We start from the raw sequence: 19,105 nt of genomic DNA on the forward strand, positions 1-19,105 counted from the left end.
GCCGGGCAGAGGATGATCTGTTCATCCGTGAATCTCGTTCGCTTCATTGTCCGTCCTCGGGTTGGGCCGGACTCTAATCGAGCATGGAAGGAAAAATCCCGTGGCAGGTCAGGTGGATAAATGGCATAAGGGACAGCTAACCTGCTCTATCTGAGACTGGTTCGAATTCGTCTGGCAGCACCTCACGATGGACCTAAGGCCGGTCATGCACTAACACTCAAATCGGACCACTCAGGTGGGGCTGACCAGTAAATCGCCCCAGGGCTCCTGCAGATGATTGGATCGGATATTGACCCTTCTTGAGAGCATTGCCAGCCGCCGGGCGAAAATAGGGGTTATCGGCCTCGGCTATGTTGGGATTCCATTGGCGCGCAGAATCTGCGAATCGGGGTTCCCAGTCATGGGATTCGACATCCAAGAAGAGCGCATTTTTCAGCTTGATCGTGGCGAGAGTCCAATAAAAAACGTAGCCGACACCGATATAGCGGCAATGAAAGCGGCCGGTTTTTACGCAACAACGGATATCGCGCGCGCTGCGGAGTGCGACGCATTGATCATTTGCGTCCCCACACCACTATCTGCCGCGCGTGAGCCAAATCTTGAATTCGTCGAATCGACTATGGCTGGGCTTTCCAAACATATCCGCGCCGGCCAGATAATTGTTCTGGAGAGCACAACATGGCCAGGCACTACACGGCTCGTTCTTGCCCCGTATTTGGAAGCCGAAGGCCATGTGATCGGGCAGGACGTACATTTGGCCTATTCTCCTGAGCGGGAAGACCCAGGCAACCCGAATTATACGACGCGGACAATACCCAAGGTAGTCGGAGGCGCAACGCCGCGCTGCTTGGAGGTGGCGGAAGAGCTGTACGGATCATTTATAGACCAGGTGGTGCCGGTCAGTTCTGCTGATACGGCTGAGATGGTTAAACTGCTCGAGAACATTCACCGCTCGGTCAATATTGGCCTGGTCAACGAGTTGAAGACGGTAGCCGACGCTATGGGTATTGATATCTACGAGGTCATAGCTGCGGCCAGCACCAAACCTTTTGGGTTCACGGCCTATTATCCTGGGCCAGGCATCGGCGGCCACTGTATTCCGGTTGATCCTTTCTATCTGACTTGGCGGGCGCGACAGTTCGGTTTGAGCACTCGATTCATCGAACTATCTGGCGAAATCAACGCGGCGATGCCACAGTATGTGGTAGGCAAGACGGTCCGTGCCTTGAGTGACGCGCGCAAACCCGTCCGCGGTGCCCGGATTTTGATATTGGGCATTGCCTACAAACCTGGGGTTGATGATACGCGAGAGAGTCCATCAATTTTCGTGATGGAATTACTGCGTAATTGGGGCGCTAGGATCGATTATTCAGACCCGCACGTGCCCTGCTTCCCGCCGATGCGGGATCACCATTTCGACCTCGCTTCAGTGACACTATCACCGGAGGTAATCGCAGGCTACGACGCGGTCCTTCTGCTCACCGCCCATGCAGAGTTTGATTACAGCCAGATAGAAGAGCACGCGCAACTGATCATTGACACGCGTGGCAAGATTGCTGATGGCGCGCGCGTCGTCAGAGCCTGACGTTTTGCAGGGTACTCAACCCATAGTGCGCCGACTCGCAAGCTATTCCCGCAAGACCGGCCTCTATATGATCTTGGGGCAAGCAATATGGGCGCTGAGCCAAGCGGTTGTGCTTATCCTGCTAGCGCGAGTGGACCAAGTTGAATTGGTGGGTCACGTTGTTCTGGGCTTGGCGATCTTCAATCCTTTAGTACTTCTAGGAAGCCTCAATCTGAAGCGCCTAGTAGCGGCCGATATAGACCGAACCATTCCGCTAGACTGGGCTTTCCGGATACGCGCCGCGGTTGCAATCGCAGCAATGGGGGTATCAATGCTGGTAATCCTAGCTTTCACGCGGGATCCAATTTCACTCACTGTGGTTGCGGCAATGTTCGTCTGGCGCATAGGGGATAACCTGAGCGATCTCTCAATCGGAGCATTCCTTCGCGATGGGAACCGGGCGCGTGTCGGCCTTTCCTTTCTTATTCGCAGCGTCTCGGGGGGCGGCATTTTCATGATCTCGATCATGATTTTTTCGCAGCTTTGGTTGGCCGCTACCATCTCAAGTATCACGCTAATTGCCGCAGTTCTGTATTGTGATGTTGCACCACTCATGCGGATGCCCGGAGCAAAAGGCAGTTGGGCAGCCTTACGAAGGACAATTCACTCGGCTCGGGCGGCAGGGCCGTTCCCCATACTTGATAGCCTTCATATTTCGGGTCTCAGGTTTGCGCTTGCCGCAATCGCGACAACACAGATCGTTGGCCTATTTGGCCTTGCGCAAATGTTCTACATACCAATGCAGATTGCGTTCGTAACCTACTCTCATGGGTATCACGTTCTCGCCAGCCGATTTGCAAGAGATGGCAACGACTATGCTTTTCGAAACCTTTTCCGCCGCGGGATCGCTATTGGGATTGCTGCGAACCTACTGACACTTGGCTTCGCGTTATTTTTGCCCAACTCTCTGATATACCTTGTATTTCCGACGGATGAGCCGCAGGCACGCGCAATACTACTCCTGATGGCTTTCGGTTTTCTCACTCATTTCGCCACAGGCGTGGCGTCTACGGCCATGTTAGCGCGTGGCTCTTATGGGGCATATGGCTATAATCCGGGCTTAGGCGTGCTCATATTCTGGCCAGCAGTTGGCTTAGGCTATCTCTTGGCGCCGCAAGCGCCGGTAGCAGTGGTCACCAGCGCTTATCTGGTTAGTTCCGCGGTCCGTTTTGGGGTGGCTATTAGGGTACTTAAACAGCCTATCTTTAAGAAATAAGTTGGCGAAACATGAACCTATTTGCTTCCAGCACATCCTGAGATGCGTCAAGGGCATTTACAAATTTGCCAATTCTCTCGTCAACTCTTCTCCAATCTGCGCTGCCCCAACCGGCCACTTCATCAAGCACTAACGTCCAATCCTGGACGTCTTTGAGGGGGACGTCCCACCCAACTCCCTGACCAGTTAAGTTTCTCCAAGGAGTTTGATCACTGATCAATACAGGCAAGCGTGCCCGCAGCGCCTCACTGATAACGTGTCCAAAGTTCTCTCCCAAAGTTGGCAGCAAGAAAATATCATATCGCGATAGCTCATCAATCACCGATTCCGGAGTTATTGGACCTTTGAACTCGACTGAAACATGATCCGGCAGGTTTACAAGATCTGAGCGGCACAGCGCGGAATAGGCAGAGTCTTCTTCCCTACCAATGATCGTAAACACCACAGGCGAGGTGATCTTGGATACCACTTCTATCGCGAACCTCAGGTTCTTAATCGGAACGATCCTGGAGAGGAATACCACCTTCAACGGCCGACTTAAGTCCGGTCTTCTGTCTATTCGTCCGGGAATCAACTCCCTTACTGGCAGATTCGGGGCAATCGAAATCGATTCGGGATTGACGTGCCGAATTGTCTTGAGAATATCGTCTCGCTCAAGATCGCTAGATGCCTGCCACTGAAATCCCTCGACCAGCCCACCAAGTTGTAATACTTCTAGATATACGCGTTTCTTGACCCGACCCAATGCAAGGGCGCCTGAGGAAAACTGTCCACGCGGCGCCGCGAGAACTGGCAGACCGAGACGCATCTTTCGGTTCAAATACATCACTCGAAGGGCGAGGTTTTTGTCAAAAATACTGTTTAGATAGAGCGCGTCCGGAGCAACTTCACTTAGTTGCTCTGACAACCATGCCATCGATAGGCGGGATGGGTCCGCGTAACACACTTCGGCTTTGCCCACCGTAACCCATTGGCCAGGAGTGATCCCGGAGTATGGTTTGTCCTGACCTTGGTCGCGGTCTCGACAGATAATACGGAAATCAAACTCACTGCCAAGCTGCTCGACAATGTTTGAAAGCGATCGAACGGGACCACCACCCAAATATCCAGGCAAGTAGGTTTTGGCAAAGATTAGAATACGGGGGGGGCGAGCATTAGTCATTCCTCTGTTGTAAGTGGTCTTGGATAAGATGTCAGGAGCAATTCTGAACGCCCCGAATTGATGTTGCGGTCAACCGCGAACACATTGATAATCTTACATTAAGGCCCGTTCACGCTTAATTTTCCCCCGTCAGCACCTGGGGGGGCTTTGTCAGAACAAATCGACTTGAGGCGGGCAGGGCGGTCCCATAGCCTCCACTCATGACAAAATGCGACCCATTCAAGTACTTTCACTGCAGCCCCGAAGTTATTCTCCTGGCGGTAATGTTGTACGTGAGATTCCCCCTGTCGCTTCGGAATGTGGAGGACCTGCTGCACGAGCGCGGCATTGACATCAGCCACGAAACGGTTCGGTTCTGGTGGAACAGATTTGGCCCGATGTTCGCATCCGAAATCCGCAGGAAACAGGCAAGCCGGATGCGCGCATATTCGAACTGGCAGTGGGACCTGGACGAGGTTTTCGTAAAGATTAATGGTAAGACGCACTACCTGTGGCGGCCCGTTGACCACGAAGCTGAGGTGCTGGAGTCTTACGTGACGAAGCGGCGAAATCGCAGGGCAGCATTGAAATTCCTCAGAAAATCGATGAAGCGATACGGCAGCCCGCAGGTCATTGTGACTGATAAGCTGCGGTCATACGGCGCCGCAATGAAGCAGATCGGCAATTCCCAAAAGCATGAAACCGGCCGCTGGCTCAACAACCGGATTGAGAATTCTCACCTGCCGTTTCGACGACGAGAATGGGCCATGCAACGGTTCCGCCGCATTAGAAGTTTACAGAAATTCGCTGCCGTTCATTCCTCCGTCTGCAACCATTTCAACCAGGAACGCCACCTCTACTCGCGTGATAATTTCAAACTCAATCGCGCCGCCGCTCTTACTGAGCGGCGTGCTCTCGGCGCGGCATAGTCGAAAGCCACATTGGCTTTCCAGAGACTGGTTCGTATTGGTGCTGACAGCACCGTACCAAGGGGCCAGCGGCATCGCCTCGGCGGAGCGATCCGCTTCCAGCTGTACGGCTGGTGGAGAAGCCGATTGCGGACCTGAAACGGGCCCCGCGGCGGGTGCGGCGCGCCGACAAGGCGCAGACCAGGCGGGTCCTGAGATCGATCAAGGCCTTCGGAAACGTTGTCCCGATCCCCGCTACCAAAGACGGTGAGGTCATTGACGGGCACGCCCGGCTCGAGGCGGCGATCCAGCTGGGCGCCAAGACAATTCAATGGATCGAGATCGACCATCTGTCGCCCACCGAGATCCGGCAATTGCGGATCGCTCTCAACAAGATCCAGGAGCGTGGGGTCTGGGATGAGGAAGCGCTCCGTGTCGAGATCGAGGACCTGCTCGAGATCGATGTCGATTTGGAGATCCTCGGCGTTGATGCAGTGGAGATCGATGGTCTCCTCGAGATCGGCCACGGCGTCGACAGCGCGGAACCGGATCCCGCGGACAGCAATCCGGATCATGGCGGCCCGCGGGTCGCACGACCAGGGGATCTGTGGCAGCTCGGTAATCACCGGATCCTCTGCGGCAACGCGCGGTCACAGGATGACCTGAGCCGTCTGTTCAACGGTGAGCGGGCGCAGATGTTGTTCACGGACCCGCCCTACAATGTCCGCATCAACGGTCATGTCCGCGGGACGGCTGGCAGCTACCGGAAGTTCGCCGAGGCGTCCGGGGAGATGACCGAGGAAGAGTTCACCGACTTCCTTACCGCTACGCTCAGGAATGCCGCCGGCGTGCTCGATGCGGGCTCTGTCGCCTGCGTCTTCATGGACTGGCGCCACATGCAGGAGATGATGACAGCGCTGCGGCGCGCGATGCTGCGGCTCATCAACCTCTGCATCTGGGTCAAGCCGAACGGGGCATGGGGGCGCTCTACCGCTCCCGGCACGAACTCATCTTCGTCGCTATTGCGGGAAATGCGCAGCATCGCAACAACGTCGAACTTGGCAAGCATGGCCGCTACCGGACGAATGTCTGGGAGTACGTCGGCGCGACAGGCGGCAGTGCCTCGGCCGAAGACAACTTCAATGTGCATCCGACGGTCAAGCTGGTTGCGCTCGTCGCCGACGCGATCCTCGATGTGACAGCGGTGGGCGACGCCGTTCTCGATCCCTTCCTGGGCAGCGGCACGACGCTGTTGGCGGCGGAGCGCACTCTTGGTCTCGAGATCGATCCGGCCTACGTCGACACCGCGATCCGGCGCTGGCAAACGATGACGGGTGGCACGGCCATCCACGTCGCCTCCGGGCGGAGCTTCGACGATCTCGCAGCGGATGCTGCGGGCGGCGCACCGCCAGCGCCCGCTGCAGTACCCCCGATCGATGTGACCGACGATGAGGAGGGCCCTGATGGGTAAGAAACCACCACGGCAAGGATACGACGTCAGCTATGGCAAGCCGCCGAAGCACACGCATTTCAAGCCGGGGCGATCTGGAAACCCCTCAGGGAAGAAGAGGGGGACACCTGACCTTCGAACGATGATCCAGACCATCGGCGCAGAGCTGATCACCGTCATGGAAGGGGGAGCCAAGAAGCAAATTCAGAAAAACGCGGCTGTGGTGAAGGCCGTCTATGCCAAGGCTGTCAATGAGCGTTCAAAACTGACCCGGTTTCAGCGTTTAAATTTGACCCACCTTTTGTGGCGCAAAGCCCCAGGCGGGCCGCCCTCATATAGCGAGTCCGTCTGGGGGCTTTGCTTGCGGGACGGTTATGTTTTTCTGCGTCGCTTGCTTTGTGCGAACCGGTATGAGGTGTTGCCCGTTTCGATGATTGCGCAGTGATGCGTGACGCGATCCAGAAGCGCGGTTGTCATTTTGGCATCGCCGAAGACCGAGACCCATTCGCCGAACTCCAGGTTCGTCGTGATGATGACACTGGTCTTCTCATAGAGCTTGCTGATCAGATGGAACAGCAACACGCCGCCGGACTTGGGGAACGGGATATAGCCCTGCTCGTCGATGATGACGCAGTCCAGGGCTGAGAGCTGCCGGATGATCTTCCCGACATTGCCCTCGGCCTGTTCCTTGATTAGGGCGTTGATCAGGTCGACGGCATTGAAGAAACGGGCCTTCTTGCCGGTATTGATTAGATTGGCTCCAAGCGCGATTGCGATGTGGGTTTTGAACCGCGCCGGGTTTGCCGGAGGCTAATTGATCTTAGTTACGCGGCCATGTCTGATCTTTCCAGTGCTGCGTAGAAGTTTGCCTCGGCTTCGGCTGGCGGTATGTTCCCGATGGGTTCCAGCAGGCGTCGGTTGTTGAACCAGTCGACCCATTCGAGGGTGGCGTATTCGACTGCATCGAAACTGCGCCATGGCCCGCGCCTATGGATGACCTCGGCCTTGAACAGGCCATTGATCGTCTCGGCCAGGGCGTTGTCATAACTGTCGCCGACGCTGCCGACGGACGGTTCGATCCCGGCTTCGGCCAGGCGCTCGGTGTAGCGAATGGACAGATATTGCGATCCGCGATCCGACTGATGAACCAGGCCCGATCCGGGTTTCCGCTGATGAACGGCCTGTTCGAGGGCGTCGAGAACAAACCCGGCGTGGGCCGTCCGGCTGACCCGCCAGCCCACGATGCGGCGCGCGAAGGCATCGATCACAAAAGCGACGTGAACGAAGCCCTGCCAGGTGGCGACATAGGTGAAGTCGCTGACCCACAGCATGTTTGGAGCGGGCGCCTTGAACTGACGGTTCACCTTGTCCAGCGGGCATGGCTGAGATTTGTCCGGGATCGTTGTCCTGTGCTTCTTGCCGCGAATGATGCCTTCGAGCCCCAAATCCTTCATCAGCCGTGCCACCGTGCAGCGGGCCACATCAAAGCCTTCCCGGCGCATCTGATGCCAGACCTTGCGTACCCCGTAGACCTTGTAGTTCTGCTCCCAGACACGTTCGATCTCAGGCTTCAAAGTCATATCCCGCCTCGCCCGATCCGACAGAAGGTCGGGGTTCGCCCGCCTGGCCATGTGATCGTAGAACGTCGACGGGGCAATCGGCAGGTGTTTGCAGATCGGCTCGACCCCGATGGCGTCACAGTGCTCTTCGATGAAGGCGATAATGTCCTGGACCGGCGGTCGAGCTCCGCCTGGGCAAAATAAGCCGACGCCTTGCGCAGGATCTCGTTGGCCTGCTTCAACTCGCGGTTCTCGCGTTCCAGCGCCTTCATCTTCTCGGCCATCTCGGTCGTGATACCGGCGCGATCGCCGCGATCGACCTCGGCCTTCTTGACCCACTCGTTCAGCGTCTGAGGAGCGCACCCGATCTTCGAGGAAATCGACAGGATCGCCGACCAGCGGCTCTCATGTTGCCCTGCGTTGTCCGCAACCATGCGAACGGCGCGCTCGCGCACTTCGGGGGAATACTTGTTCGTTGTCTTCCTCATGATGCTCAATCCTACTTAAGAGTTGGAGCCTCCGGCAAACCCGGCGCGGTTCACAACGAGATAGGGATCGTGCCTATGTTCTGACGATACAAGTGTCCTCAATGGTTCCAGTATGTTCGTTGTTGCTCCGAGATCGCGGGCGATTTCGCCAACGTATTCGACGGCCTCCTCCGGAGAAAGGTCCGCAAGGAGGTCTGGCTCGGCCAGCACATCCGAACCAAAAATGCTCCAAGTTTCATCCAAAGAAAGATCGGCAGAATGTCCAATCATGCTCATGAGAGCCTACGGCACCCGGAACGATTTTCCTAGGTTTGTATCCCCTTGACGCAAGTACGAGGACTTGCGTCAAGGGGATACAACCCAAACCAAATGAGATGTTCCTGAAAGAGGCGATTCTGGAAGTCATGGTCAAGGAACATGGGTCTGAAGTCAGCGTCACGAAGATTGGACTTGCATTAAACGCCTTGTTCGCAAAGGTCGCGAAGGGGGACATGGGCGCAATTAGAACGGTATTCAGCCGCAACGAGGACACGTAGCATCTTCTGAATGATCCCTACAGGAACTTCAGCTGGAGTGAAGAGCACGACAAGCTCATCGAGACACTGGAAAGGTTGTCGACAGCCGCTCTAGAGAACCAGGAAGATGATGAAACAGAATATTAATTCCGCCACCCAGAGGTTCATGGTGCGCGACCTGTCACCTGCTCCACCCGCACTGGTTGTTGCGCCTTGGCGCGGTACTTCTTCAACGCCTCCATCCGCGCCAGGTAGGTGTGACTCAGTCGGGTGACGGACCGCTCGTAGCCCTCCCTGAGTTCGGGCTCGTCGCGTCCCGCATTCGCATTGAAAGATTGGTCATGGCGACGTGCGTTGCGCCCATCTGAATGACCAGCATCGCCTCCGCAGCGTCGCGGGGGCCCTTTTGCCGCCATTGATGCCATGAACGGACGATTTTCCTCTCCCTATTGGCCCAGCGGCGTTCTTCGATGTTCCGGGTCTCTTGTTCATCTTCGCTCTATAGTGGCATCGATGAACGAGAAATTCCCGGTTGCTCAAACCTCCAAATCTGTCCGGTAGGTGCTGACGTCAGACAGGTAGGGCCGTCTACTCCCTCCCTTTTTCGGTGGACGCGGGGCTGGTCCGGTCAGGGCCAGAGCATCTCTCTATGGCCGACAGAGCCAAGAGCTATTGGCCCCGGCGCGGTGCGACTGGGATGATGCCACCCAAGATAAAGGAGCCAGCATCATGTCTGACATAGGGAGTGGAGCAGGGGGAAGTGCCGCCGCCGGGGCCGATGCGCTGGAGGCGCTGCTGTCGTTGGCGAGCCTGCCGGTTGCGGCCTGCGCGGCCCCTGCGCTGGCCATGGCGCGCAACTCGCTCCTGGATTGGATCGTTTGCGGGGTTGCGGGCGTAGAGGAGCCCGTCGCCCGCAAGACACGCGCCTTCATAGCGTCCGATGCCGGGCTGGTGGCCTGCGCCTCGGTTTTTGGGGGCGGGCAGGCGTCGGCGCGTGCGGCGGCCTTGGTCAATGGATCAACCGCCCATGCGCTGGACTATGATGACACCCATTTCGATCATGTCGGCCATTTGTCCGCTGGGATCTATCCGGCGGCGCTGGCCCTCGCGGAAGAGGGGGATGCCTCGGTCGCGGACTTTTGTGCGGCCTTCCTGATCGGTGCGGAATGCGCGATCCGCATCGGGCGGGTTTTGGGGGCAGATCATTACAATCGGGGCTTTCACCAGACCGCCACGGCGGGGGCCTTTGGTGCGACCGTCGCGGCGGCGCGCCTTGCGGGGCTGGAACGCGCGCAGCTTCAATCCGCGCTGGGGATCTGCGCCACGCGGGCGGCGGGGCTCAAGAACCAGTTTGGCACCATGGGCAAGCCGCTCAATGCGGGCTTTGCCGCGGCCAATGGAGTGGAGGCGGTGCAGATGGCGGCGCTGGGGATGACCTCGGCCGATGACGGGATCTTTGGGGCGCAGGGCTTCGTGGAAACCCATTGCGACCAACCGGGAGAGATGCTGACCTCGCTGAGCGCGTTGCGTTTCATGGACAACCGCTACAAGCTCCATGCCTGCTGTCACGGGCTTCACGCCATGATCGAGGGTTTGCGCGCGGCGGCCGAGGGGATCGGCCCGGAGGCAGTCGACCGGCTGGAGCTGCGCACCAATCCGCGCTGGCTGCGGGTCTGCGACATCAAGCGGCCCCGCACGGGCCTCGAGGTCAAGTTCAGCTATGCCTGGCTTGCGGGCATGGTGCTGACCGGGCGGGCAACCGGGGACGAGGCGCAGTACACCGATGCGCTGGCGCAGGACGAAGGGATTGCGGCCTTTGCCGAGAGGGTGGTGGTGACGGGCGATGCGAGCCTGAGCGATCAGCAGGGCGCGGGCCTGCTGGTGCTGCGCGACGGCAGGCGCATTCCCTTTGATCATGACCTTTCGGCCTTCATCTCACCGGAGGCGCTGAGCCTGCGGCTGATGGAGAAGGCGCGCACCGTGCTGGGCGCGCGGGCCGCACAGGTCTTTGCGCTGATGGAGCGGATCGACGCCGACCCGTCAGCCGTATCCGCCCGCGAGATCGGGGCGCTGATCCGGGCGTGATCCAGACGCCGACGGCCCGTGCGAGCTGAGGGCGCGCCGCGTCAGACCAAGGTGGCCTCCCAGATGCCGCGCTGGACCAGTTCGCGGGCCACATCCAGCGTCAGCTGTTCGACCGCGCGACAGGCGCGGGTCATGACGCGGGCAGGGTTGGACACGATATGGACCTGGCGGGTCAGCGTCGGTGCCACGATGGGGGCACGCAGCAATTCGCCGCGCTGGACGAAATCCTGCGCGGCGACCGGCGCAAAGATCGTGTAGCCTGACCCGCGCGCCACCAGTTCCTTAATCTGCGTCATCGCGTCCATTTCCACCACCACGTTCAGCTTGATGCCGTGTTTGGCGCAGAAGCCTTCGATGGTGTTGCGTAGCCCGTTGGAGGTCAGGATCATGTCCAGCGGTTGCAGATCCGCCAGGGGCACCGGCATACCAGGGGGCGTGTCCAGCGGCCAGGCATCGGGCGCGGAATAGAAAAACAGCTCTTCATTCATCACATGGGTGGCGCGCAGATGACTGGCATCGGTCAGATCATAGAGAAAGCCGATGTCGACCGTGCCATCCTCGATCCAGGTCTTGAGATAGCCGCTCATGGCCTCCACTGCACGCAGGCGGACCTCGGGCAGCTCCAGCCGGACGGTTTCCGCAAGCGGCACCGACATCACCATCGAACAGGAGGGCGGCATGCCAAAGCCCACGCGCCCCCGCACCACGCCGCCCAGCTCGCGCATGTCCGCGATGCAGCGGTCGAGGCTGTCGCAGATCCTGCGGGCATGGTCGACGAACACATGCCCCTCCTGGGTCAGCAAGGTGCCGCGCGGCGAACGGTCCATCAGCTTGACGCCCAGATTCTCTTCCATGCGTTGGATATGTTGCGACAGAGAGGGCTGGGCGACGCCGATGTGATGCGCCGCCGCAGAGATGGACGGCGCATCGGCGATCGCCAGGAAATAGCGCAATTGACGGATGTCGATCATTGGTCGAACTCGATCACCTGGCGGATGGCGGTCCCCTGATCAAGCTGGTCCATCGCGCGGTTGATATCGCCCAGCTTCAGCCGATGGGTCAGCATTTTCTCCACCGGCAATTTGCCCTGCGCATGGAGCGAGAACATCCGCGGCAGGTCGCGTTGCGGCACGCAGGAGCCGATATAGCTGCCCCTGAGCGTGCGTTCCTCTGCCACCAGCTGCAACGCATTGAGCGCCATGCGCTCATCTGGATGGGGCAGGCCCGCCGTCACCGTGGTGCCGCCGCGACAGGTGCAGCCCCAGGCGCTTTCCAGGGCGCGGGCCGACCCCGCCAGTTCAATGGCCACATCCACGCCGCCGCCGGTGGCTGCGCGCACGGCCTCGACCGTGTCGGCATCGGCCTTGATGCAGCGGGTCGCGCCCATCTCCATGGCGGCCTGCATCTTGTTCTCGAAGGGGTCGATGGCGATGATCTCGCCTGCGCCTGCTGCGGCAGCACCCAGCACCGCCGACAGGCCGACGCCGCCGAGCCCGAAGACTGCCACCGTCGATCCCGGCTGAACGCGGGCGGTGTTGAACACGGCGCCTGCGCCGGTCAGCATGGCGCAGGAAAACAGCGCGGAGACATGGGGCGGCAGGTCGGCATCGACCTTGACCAGTGACTGGCGCGCCAGAACCGCATGGGTGGCAAAGGCCGAGACCCCCACATGGTGATGCACAGCCGCCCCGTCCATCGACAGGCGCCTGTGCCCGGTCATCAGCTCGCCCACACCGTGATGTTTGGCCGCCCGGGTGCAGAGCGCAGGCCGCCCCTCGGCACAGGGCAGGCAGCGGCTGCAGCCCGGCGCGAAGATGCAGACCACATGATCGCCCGGCTCCAGGTCATCGACGCCGTCACCGACCGCATCCACATAGCCCGAAGCCTCGTGCCCCAGCACCATCGGCACCGGGCGCGGCCGGGTGCCATTGATCACCGACAGGTCGGAATGGCAGACGCCGGCCGCCGCCACGCGGATGCGCACCTCGCCGGGTCCCGGCTCGGCCAGCTCCAGCGTGCGGACCTCCAGCGCGTTGTTGGCTTCGAAATTGCGTTCAATTCCCCCGCGCGTCAGCACGGCAGCTTCGATCTTCATGATGTCTCCTCCCTTGAACCGTGAGCGGTTCCTCCTCCGCGCAGGCTAAGGCGTCGGGCGGGCTCTGTCAGATAAACTCGACTTGAGGCTGGGCCGGCGGCGGGATAGCGTCCGCGGATGACGAAACGCAGCCCGTTCAAGTACTTCAAGACCAGTCCAGAGATCATCCGATTGGCGGTGATGCTGTACGTCCGGTTCCCGCTGTCGCTCCGGAATGTTGAAGACCTGCTTCACGAGCGCGGGATCGACGTGAGCCACGAAGCCATCCGGTACTGGTGGCACCGGTTCGGCCCGAAGTTCGCGGCCGAGATCCGGAAGCGGCGCATCGTGGGGATGCGCTCAAGTCGTTGGCGATGGCACCTCGACGAAATGTTCGTGAAGATCAACGGCGATCGGCACTACCTCTGGCGGGCTGTCGATCATGAAGGCGAAGTCTTGGAAAGCTGCGTGACGAAGACACGTGACAAGAAGGCGGCGCTAAAATTTCTAAAGAAAGCAATGCGTAAGCACGGTAAACCCGAGGTCATCGTGACTGATAAGCTACGGTCCTACGGTGCCGCATTGAAAGAAATCGGTGCTGATGCCCGACAGGAAACCGGTCGCTGGTTGAACAACAGGGTGGAGAATTCACACTTACCGTTTCGACGACGGGAGCGGGCGATGCTTCGCTTCCGGCGCATACGAAGTCTTCAGAAATTCGCCGCCGTCCACGCGTCTGTCTCAAACCATTTCAACCAGGAACGCAGCCTCTCCAGCCGGGATATTTTCAAGACAAACCGCAGCGTCGCTCTCGCCGAGTGGCGGCAACTTGGTGTAGCCTAGCCGGACGCGCTCCTGATTTTCAGAGACTGGTTCGCATTGGTCTGACAGCACCGCCACCCACCCCAGTCTCTGTCACCGTGATCAATTCCCGGCTATTTTCTCCCGATTTCTCGGAGGGTTGTCCTGTGCGGTCGAACTCGGAGACGATCGCAGTGTCGCGGTTCAAGGGGCTGATCCCCTGTTGTCTCCCGAGCAAGCATCACGCGCTTCGCTTAGGGTTAAAATTTCCCTGCGTGCAGGGAATTTTGCAGGGAATTTTCCAAAAATACCTTCGTTTCGGCGCGCACACGGGGTGAACCATTATTGCTTTCAGAGGGTTGCAGCTGTTTTCCCTACGTCGCCCAGCAGGGAATTTCTCGCGCGCGACGGGAATTTCAAGGCGCGGCTCAGGCGTGGGGCAGATCAGGGCCAAACCCGTAGAGATGCGCCTGCGCTGTCCAGTCCAGGGGGATCGGCTTGCGGATGATCCGTTCAAGGGTCAGGTCCGCAGGTTGACGCCCCTCAAGGAGGGCCTGCTGGATCGCCGGCGAGAGGAAGGCGAGTTGTGTCCGTGTGCGAATGTAGGATTCTGAGTGAGGCGTTGCCGCCGCGATTTCGTGCAGCGGTTTTCCCCGTCGCAAGTCGGATGTCCACGCATGCGCGCGGGCCAGGGCTCGGAGCAGAGTTCGATCCGGGACAGGCGCCTGATCTCCGGTTACGATCTTTCCCTCGACACCTCGCCGGCGGAGGGTGAAGGCGGCTTTGATCTGTAGCACCACCGGATCAATCTCCTCAGGTTCCAGCCCCAGTTCGCGCGCCAGTTTTGGGGCATCGAGGTCGAGGATGATGTGGCCCTCTGCCAGACGGCCTTCCGCAATGAGGTCCGCAAGAAGATCTGGCGTTCCCTGCGAAAGCCGCGCTGCGAGCTCCTGCGCCTTGGTGCGTATCTCGTCGCCTCGCCGCAGATCCGGTGTGTCACAGATCTGGTGGGTTCGGGCGCGATCGTCCATGCGGGTTGCGATGATGCTTGCAATGGTCTGTTCCAGTGCCGGGGCAGGCAGGCGCCAGCCGCGCGGATCGGTCCCGCCGGAGATCAGACGGTTGGAAACATAGTAGCGCAACTGCCGCCCGTGGCGCCGGGTGTACGTAGGGGTGAGCCGGTCGCCGGTTGCGTCCCGAAGCTTGCCGGTGAGAGGCGCGGTTCCGGTTCCGCAGGGATTGCCCGCTGACCGTTGCCGGGATCTTGGCCGTGCGCTGCCGGCTTGCAGTTTGGCGTCGACCTTTTCCCACAGCTCCACGTCGATGATGGCCGCGTGCTGCCCGTCCCAGATCCGGGATTTATGGCGTATCTTGCCGATATAGATCGGATTGCGCAGCAGCGCGTAGATCTGGCCGCGGGAGAAGGGATTGCCACCCTGGGCCCGGCCCGACTTGAACAGATGCCGCTTTGAGCGGAGGTGAAGCTCATTGGCCCTGTTCATGACCGCGTTCAAGCAGGCGAGGCGATCGTAGAGGCCGAATATGGACCGGATCGTCTCGGCTTCTTGCGGGTTGATGACGAGCCCACGGATCTTGGGATCGGGATGCGGATCGTACCCCAGGGGCGGCACGCCGCCCATCCAGAGGCCTTTCTTCTTCGAGGCGGCGATCTTGTCCCGGATGCGTTCTGCCGTCACTTCGCGCTCGAACTGCGCGAAGGACAGGAGCACGTTGAGCGTCAGCCGGCCCATGGAGGAGGCGGTGTTGAAGGCCTGGGTGACCGAGACGAAGGAGCAGCCGGCGGCGTCGAAGCGTTCCACGAGCCTGGCGAAGTCAGCCAGGGAGCGGGTCAGGCGGTCGATCTTGTAGACCACCACCATCTGGACAAGGCCCGCATCGATGTCGGCCATGAGGCGCTGCACGGCGGGTCGGTCGAGCGAGCTGCCGGAGATGCCGCCATCGTCGTAGCGGGTCTTGCCCGGGACCCAGCCCTCGTGGCGTTGACTGGCGATGTAGGCGGCACAAGCCTCGTGCTGGGCGTCGAGCGAGTTGAAGTCCTGATCGAGCCCCTCGTCGGAGGATTTGCGGGTGTAGATGGCGCAGCGGATCCGGGGCTTGCTCATGATGTTGCCGATCTCTTCAATCCGAAGAACCGCGGCCCGGACCATCGCGCCCCGGTGATCGAGCGGGCAATCGGCGACAGCGAAGCATGACGCTGGCCGTTCCAGAGGAAACCTCCATCCACGACATCGACGACATGGGTCGCCCCGTTCCATTCGCGGATCAGCCGCCCCCCTGGCTTGAGCGCCGGGGGATTGGTATTGGTTTTGTCGCGCGCAGCGCGCGCGAGCTTTGCGGTGAACCCCTTTGGCAGCCCTCCGCTCTCTCTTGCCTGCATCTCGAAAGCGAGGAAGCGCCGCAGGAACGGGCTGCTGAGACGTCTGGGCACCGGTGTTGCGAAGACCTCGGACCAGGCGGCGACAAGCGCCGTCCGGTCCATGGCCTCGATGTCTGCAACCGAAGGCATCATCGGGCGCTCCCGGGGAGGCCCGTGAGACGGTATACGGCGCAGCCGCCGGGTTTGTCGGGGGCCGCGCGCTCGATGGTATGGCCGGATTTGCGCAGGCCACTGATGGCGGCGCGCACGGTGTGGGGCTGCCATTCCAGTTTGCTGGTGATGGTGGTGAGATCGGCGCCTGACTTGCGTTGCAGCAGGCGGATCAGTTCGGAGCGTTTGGTGCGCGTGGTCTCTTTCATCGGATCTCTCCAGGTTTGGGGCCGTGCGGAGTGCCGGTCCCGGTACCCGGAAAGCCCGGTCGGATCCGGGCGCGTCGTCAGCAATGCTTCGGGACGTCCGGAAGTCCAGTCGGAATAGGCTGTCAGGCCAGAAAAATGGGGGCTCCGCGGTCGCGTGGCCCAAGGTTTAAGCCACTCGAAATTTTAGGGGTTCCCTTCCCACCCGAGGCTGTCATAGGATTCGGACATGCCAAGGAGGGCTTTGACAAATTCGCGCGGATGCGCGGTGGTCAGGCCCCCGGCCCGGTCTCCGAGTTCCGCAAAATGTGGTGGAAAAGAGGAGGCCATGATGGCGCAGGACCCACCAAAGAAAGCAAAGCCCGGGCTGGTCTTCCCGCGCCCGGATCGGGCCGGGCAGAAGCGTTCAGGCTCTACGATCACCCTGAAGAAGCGCTCCAAGGCGCCAGCGGAAGCGCCTCGACGCAACCATCTCTTTCCTGATCTGCGCTTGGTGGAGATGCCGATCGCAGATCTGAAACCGGCGCTACACCGGGTCCGGCGGGCCGACAAGGCGCAGAAGGAGCGGGTCGGGGGGTCGATCAAAGCCTCCGGTTATGTGGTCCCGATCCTTATAACCCGCCAAGGTGAGGTCATCGACGGGCATTCCCGGGTGGATGCGGCCATCGAACTCGGCTTCGAGACCATTCCCTGTATCGTGATCGACCATCTGTCCCCGCCGGAGACCCGGCAATTGCGGATCGCTCTCAACAAGATCCAGGAGCGCGGGGTCTGGGACGAGGACGCGCTCCGGCTGGAAATCGAAGAGCTGCTGGAGATCGATGTCGATCCTGAGATTCTTGGCTTCGATGCGGTTGAGATCGACGCGCTGCTGGAAATCGGGTCCGGCGCTGACAGCGCGGAACCCGATCCCGCGGACAAGATCATGGATGATGACGGCCCTTCAGTCACACGACCAGGGGATCTGTGGCAGCTCGACAGCCACCGGATCCTCTGTGGCAACGCACGGTCGGAGGACGACCTGGGGCGTCTCTGCGACGCTGAGCGAGCGCAGATGCTGTTCACCGACCCACCCTACAATGTTCCCGTCAATGGTCATGTCCGCGGGAGAGTTGGCAGCTATCGGGAGTTCGCGGAGGCCTCCGGGGAGATGTCCGAAGAAGAGTTCACCAACTTCCTCACGACCGCGCTGACGAACGCGACAAGCGTACTTGATCCGGGCTCCGTCGCCTGTGTCTTCATGGACTGGCGCCACATGCAGGAGATGCTGATCGCGCTCCGCCGCGCGCTGCTGCGTCTCATCAACCTCTGCATCTGGGTCAAGCCGAACGGGGGGATGGGGTCACTCTATCGCTCCCGGCACGAGCTCGTGTTTGTCGCTGTTGCGGGTAATACGCGGCATCGCAACAACGTGGAGCTTGGCAAGCATGGCCGCTACAGGACGAATGTCTGGGAGTATGCCGGCGCGACCGGCGGGAGCGCCTCAGCGGAAGACAACTTCGATGTGCATCCGACGGTCAAGCCGGTCGCGCTCGTTGCCGATGCGATCCTCGATGTGACGGCTGCGGGGGACGTAGTTCTTGATCCCTTCCTCGGCAGCGGCACGACGCTGTTGGCGGCGGAGCGGACCCGACGGCGCTGTCTCGGTCTCGAGATCGACCCGGCCTATGTCGATGTCGCGATCCGCCGATGGCAGGAAATGACCGGTGGCTCGGCCATTCATATCGCCTCGGGGCGGCGCTTCGATGATCTCGCAGCAGACTCTGCGGACGGGGCGCCGTCAGAGCCCAACGGCGGGGCAGAAATCGATGCGCCTGAAGATGGGGAGGGCGCGTGATGGGCAAGAAGCCACCAAAGGACGGCTACGAGGTCGGCTACAGCAAGCCGCCGAAGCACACGCAGTTCCAGCCAGGGCAGTCCGGCAACCCTTCGGGGAAGAAGAAGGGAACCCCGGACCTGCAAACGATGATCCAGGCTATCGGCGCGGAACCGATCACCGTCATAGAAGGGGGCGCCAAGAAGCAGATCCCAAAGAGCGCGGCAGTGGTGCAGGCCCTCTATGTCAAGGCCATGAAAGGCGACGTTCCCGCGGGCAGACTGCTCCTGGCGACGTTAGCGAATGCGGTGACAGCTGCAGAAGCCGACGTCGGCCAGAAACTCTCCGATGCGGATCTCTCAACGCTGAAGCGCCATGCCGATTGGGTGAAGCTCCTGGAGGAAGCAGCAGCCGACGAAAAGGAGGCGGACAATGACCAAGGCAGCTGAGGTTGCACGTCTTCTTTACCGCAACGACATTCCCGCCTATGTCGACAGGGCTTTCCAGGAACTCAATCCTGGCGACAGCTATATTCCCGGCGAACATATCCGGGCGATATGCCACAAGCTCGAGTGTGTCCTGAAGGGTCAAATCCGGCGCCTGCTCATCACGATGCCGCCCCGGCATCTCAAGTCGCACTGTGCCAGCGTCGCGTTCACAGCGTGGGCGCTGGG

At 60.3% G+C, this 19,105-nt stretch carries 19 protein-coding genes, 2 pseudogenes and 1 other annotated feature; of the genes and pseudogenes, 12 read left to right on the forward strand and 9 right to left on the reverse strand.

Features of this window, described 5'->3' with window-relative positions:
• The first annotated feature begins 289 nt into the window (after positions 1-289).
• Entirely contained in the window at positions 290-1,585 is a 1,296-nt protein-coding gene (locus tag DJ029_RS20745; RefSeq protein WP_308861302.1) for a nucleotide sugar dehydrogenase, read from the forward strand.
• Positions 1,560-2,840 (forward strand): lipopolysaccharide biosynthesis protein, encoded by a 1,281-nt coding sequence (locus tag DJ029_RS20750; protein ID WP_112324385.1) that lies wholly within the window; start codon positions 1,560-1,562, stop codon positions 2,838-2,840. Before DJ029_RS20745 ends, DJ029_RS20750 begins: the two co-directional genes overlap by 26 nt.
• On the opposite strand, the gene DJ029_RS20755 is transcribed toward DJ029_RS20750, so the two are convergent.
• A complete protein-coding gene (locus DJ029_RS20755) occupies positions 2,830-4,002 on the reverse strand; it encodes a glycosyltransferase (protein WP_112324386.1) in 1,173 nt (390 codons plus the stop codon). The genes DJ029_RS20750 and DJ029_RS20755 overlap by 11 nt on opposite strands.
• Positions 4,003-4,202: 200 nt before the next feature.
• On the opposite strand from DJ029_RS20755, the gene DJ029_RS20760 reads away from it, so the two are divergent.
• The 4 genes and pseudogenes from DJ029_RS20760 (at position 4,203) to DJ029_RS21850 (ending at position 6,784) form a co-directional block, all read left to right on the forward strand.
• Positions 4,203-4,910 carry an IS6 family transposase gene (locus DJ029_RS20760; RefSeq protein WP_112324387.1) on the forward strand — a complete coding sequence of 236 codons (708 nt, stop codon included), beginning with the start codon at positions 4,203-4,205 and terminating at the stop codon, positions 4,908-4,910.
• Positions 4,911-5,584: 674 nt separating this feature from the next.
• A pseudogene (locus tag DJ029_RS22640) lies at positions 5,585-5,860 on the forward strand (DNA methyltransferase); the annotation flags it as partial.
• A gap of 5 nt (positions 5,861-5,865) precedes the next feature.
• The gene (locus tag DJ029_RS22435) at positions 5,866-6,360 is read left to right on the forward strand and encodes a DNA-methyltransferase (RefSeq protein ID WP_112324389.1); all 495 of its coding nucleotides are present in this window, start codon (positions 5,866-5,868) and stop codon (positions 6,358-6,360) included.
• Complete coding sequence (locus DJ029_RS21850; protein ID WP_157966475.1) at positions 6,353-6,784, forward strand: DUF5681 domain-containing protein; 432 nt, start codon at positions 6,353-6,355, stop codon at positions 6,782-6,784. Before DJ029_RS22435 ends, DJ029_RS21850 begins: the two co-directional genes overlap by 8 nt.
• Here DJ029_RS21850 and DJ029_RS20775 read toward each other — a convergent pair.
• From DJ029_RS20775 to DJ029_RS21855, 3 genes are all read right to left on the reverse strand, one after another.
• Positions 6,712-7,116, reverse strand: coding sequence for an ATP-binding protein (locus DJ029_RS20775; RefSeq protein WP_440589757.1), 405 nt, complete (start codon positions 7,114-7,116; stop codon positions 6,712-6,714). The genes DJ029_RS21850 and DJ029_RS20775 overlap by 73 nt on opposite strands.
• A gap of 47 nt (positions 7,117-7,163) precedes the next feature.
• A protein-coding gene (locus DJ029_RS20780; protein WP_112324390.1) for an IS3 family transposase occupies positions 7,164-8,386 on the reverse strand; the annotation gives its coding sequence in 2 pieces (ribosomal slippage) (positions 7,164-8,098 and positions 8,098-8,386; 1,224 coding nt in all).
• Positions 7,989-8,105: a sequence feature (AL1L pseudoknot), on the reverse strand. (Overlaps the previous gene by 117 nt.)
• Before the next feature lie 15 nt (positions 8,387-8,401).
• The gene (locus tag DJ029_RS21855; protein WP_157966476.1) at positions 8,402-8,662 is read right to left on the reverse strand and encodes a hypothetical protein; all 261 of its coding nucleotides are present in this window, start codon (positions 8,660-8,662) and stop codon (positions 8,402-8,404) included.
• Positions 8,663-8,697: 35 nt separating this feature from the next.
• Between DJ029_RS21855 and DJ029_RS21985 the strand changes: the two genes are divergently transcribed.
• Positions 8,698-8,922 carry a DUF5681 domain-containing protein gene (locus DJ029_RS21985; RefSeq protein WP_368854697.1) on the forward strand — a complete coding sequence of 75 codons (225 nt, stop codon included), beginning with the start codon at positions 8,698-8,700 and terminating at the stop codon, positions 8,920-8,922.
• A 708-nt stretch (positions 8,923-9,630) separates the two neighbouring features.
• Complete coding sequence (locus tag DJ029_RS20785) at positions 9,631-10,986, forward strand: MmgE/PrpD family protein (RefSeq protein ID WP_112324391.1); 1,356 nt, start codon at positions 9,631-9,633, stop codon at positions 10,984-10,986.
• A 41-nt stretch (positions 10,987-11,027) separates the two neighbouring features.
• On the opposite strand, the gene DJ029_RS20790 is transcribed toward DJ029_RS20785, so the two are convergent.
• Together DJ029_RS20790 and DJ029_RS20795 are read right to left on the reverse strand one after the other, a co-directional pair.
• Positions 11,028-11,957, reverse strand: a complete 930-nt coding sequence (locus tag DJ029_RS20790) for a LysR family transcriptional regulator (protein WP_112324392.1) — start codon at positions 11,955-11,957, stop codon at positions 11,028-11,030.
• The gene (locus tag DJ029_RS20795) at positions 11,954-13,081 is read right to left on the reverse strand and encodes a zinc-dependent alcohol dehydrogenase family protein (protein WP_112324393.1); all 1,128 of its coding nucleotides are present in this window, start codon (positions 13,079-13,081) and stop codon (positions 11,954-11,956) included. Before DJ029_RS20795 ends, DJ029_RS20790 begins: the two co-directional genes overlap by 4 nt.
• A gap of 117 nt (positions 13,082-13,198) precedes the next feature.
• Here DJ029_RS20795 and DJ029_RS20800 point away from each other — a divergent pair, with 117 nt between their 5' ends.
• Entirely contained in the window at positions 13,199-13,903 is a 705-nt protein-coding gene (locus tag DJ029_RS20800; protein WP_112324394.1) for an IS6 family transposase, read from the forward strand.
• Between the two features lie 386 nt (positions 13,904-14,289).
• On the opposite strand, the gene DJ029_RS20805 is transcribed toward DJ029_RS20800, so the two are convergent.
• From DJ029_RS20805 to DJ029_RS20815, 3 genes are read right to left on the reverse strand one after another with little or no spacing between them, the layout of a single operon-like run.
• A complete protein-coding gene (locus tag DJ029_RS20805; RefSeq protein WP_112324395.1) occupies positions 14,290-15,984 on the reverse strand; it encodes a recombinase family protein in 1,695 nt (564 codons plus the stop codon).
• Positions 15,981-16,391: a DUF2924 domain-containing protein gene (locus DJ029_RS20810; RefSeq protein WP_232823167.1), complete on the reverse strand. Its 411-nt coding sequence runs from the start codon at positions 16,389-16,391 to the stop codon at positions 15,981-15,983. Before DJ029_RS20810 ends, DJ029_RS20805 begins: the two co-directional genes overlap by 4 nt.
• On the reverse strand, positions 16,388-16,618 hold the full coding sequence (locus tag DJ029_RS20815; RefSeq protein WP_112324396.1) for a DUF3489 domain-containing protein: 231 nt from the start codon (positions 16,616-16,618) through the stop codon (positions 16,388-16,390). The genes DJ029_RS20810 and DJ029_RS20815 overlap by 4 nt, the downstream gene beginning before the upstream one ends.
• A 325-nt stretch (positions 16,619-16,943) precedes the next feature.
• On the opposite strand from DJ029_RS20815, the gene DJ029_RS20820 reads away from it, so the two are divergent.
• The 3 genes and pseudogenes from DJ029_RS20820 to DJ029_RS20830 form a co-directional block, all read left to right on the forward strand.
• A complete protein-coding gene (locus tag DJ029_RS20820) occupies positions 16,944-18,452 on the forward strand; it encodes a site-specific DNA-methyltransferase (protein ID WP_232823168.1) in 1,509 nt (502 codons plus the stop codon).
• Complete coding sequence (locus DJ029_RS20825) at positions 18,452-18,880, forward strand: DUF5681 domain-containing protein (RefSeq protein WP_112324397.1); 429 nt, start codon at positions 18,452-18,454, stop codon at positions 18,878-18,880. The genes DJ029_RS20820 and DJ029_RS20825 overlap by 1 nt, the downstream gene beginning before the upstream one ends.
• Positions 18,864-19,105, forward strand: a pseudogene (locus DJ029_RS20830) (phage terminase large subunit); the annotation flags it as partial. The gene DJ029_RS20825 and the pseudogene DJ029_RS20830, both read left to right, overlap by 17 nt.

The sequence above is a fragment of the Oceanibium sediminis genome, from assembly GCF_003265325.1.
GTDB lineage: Bacteria > Pseudomonadota > Alphaproteobacteria > Rhodobacterales > Rhodobacteraceae > Halovulum > Halovulum sediminis.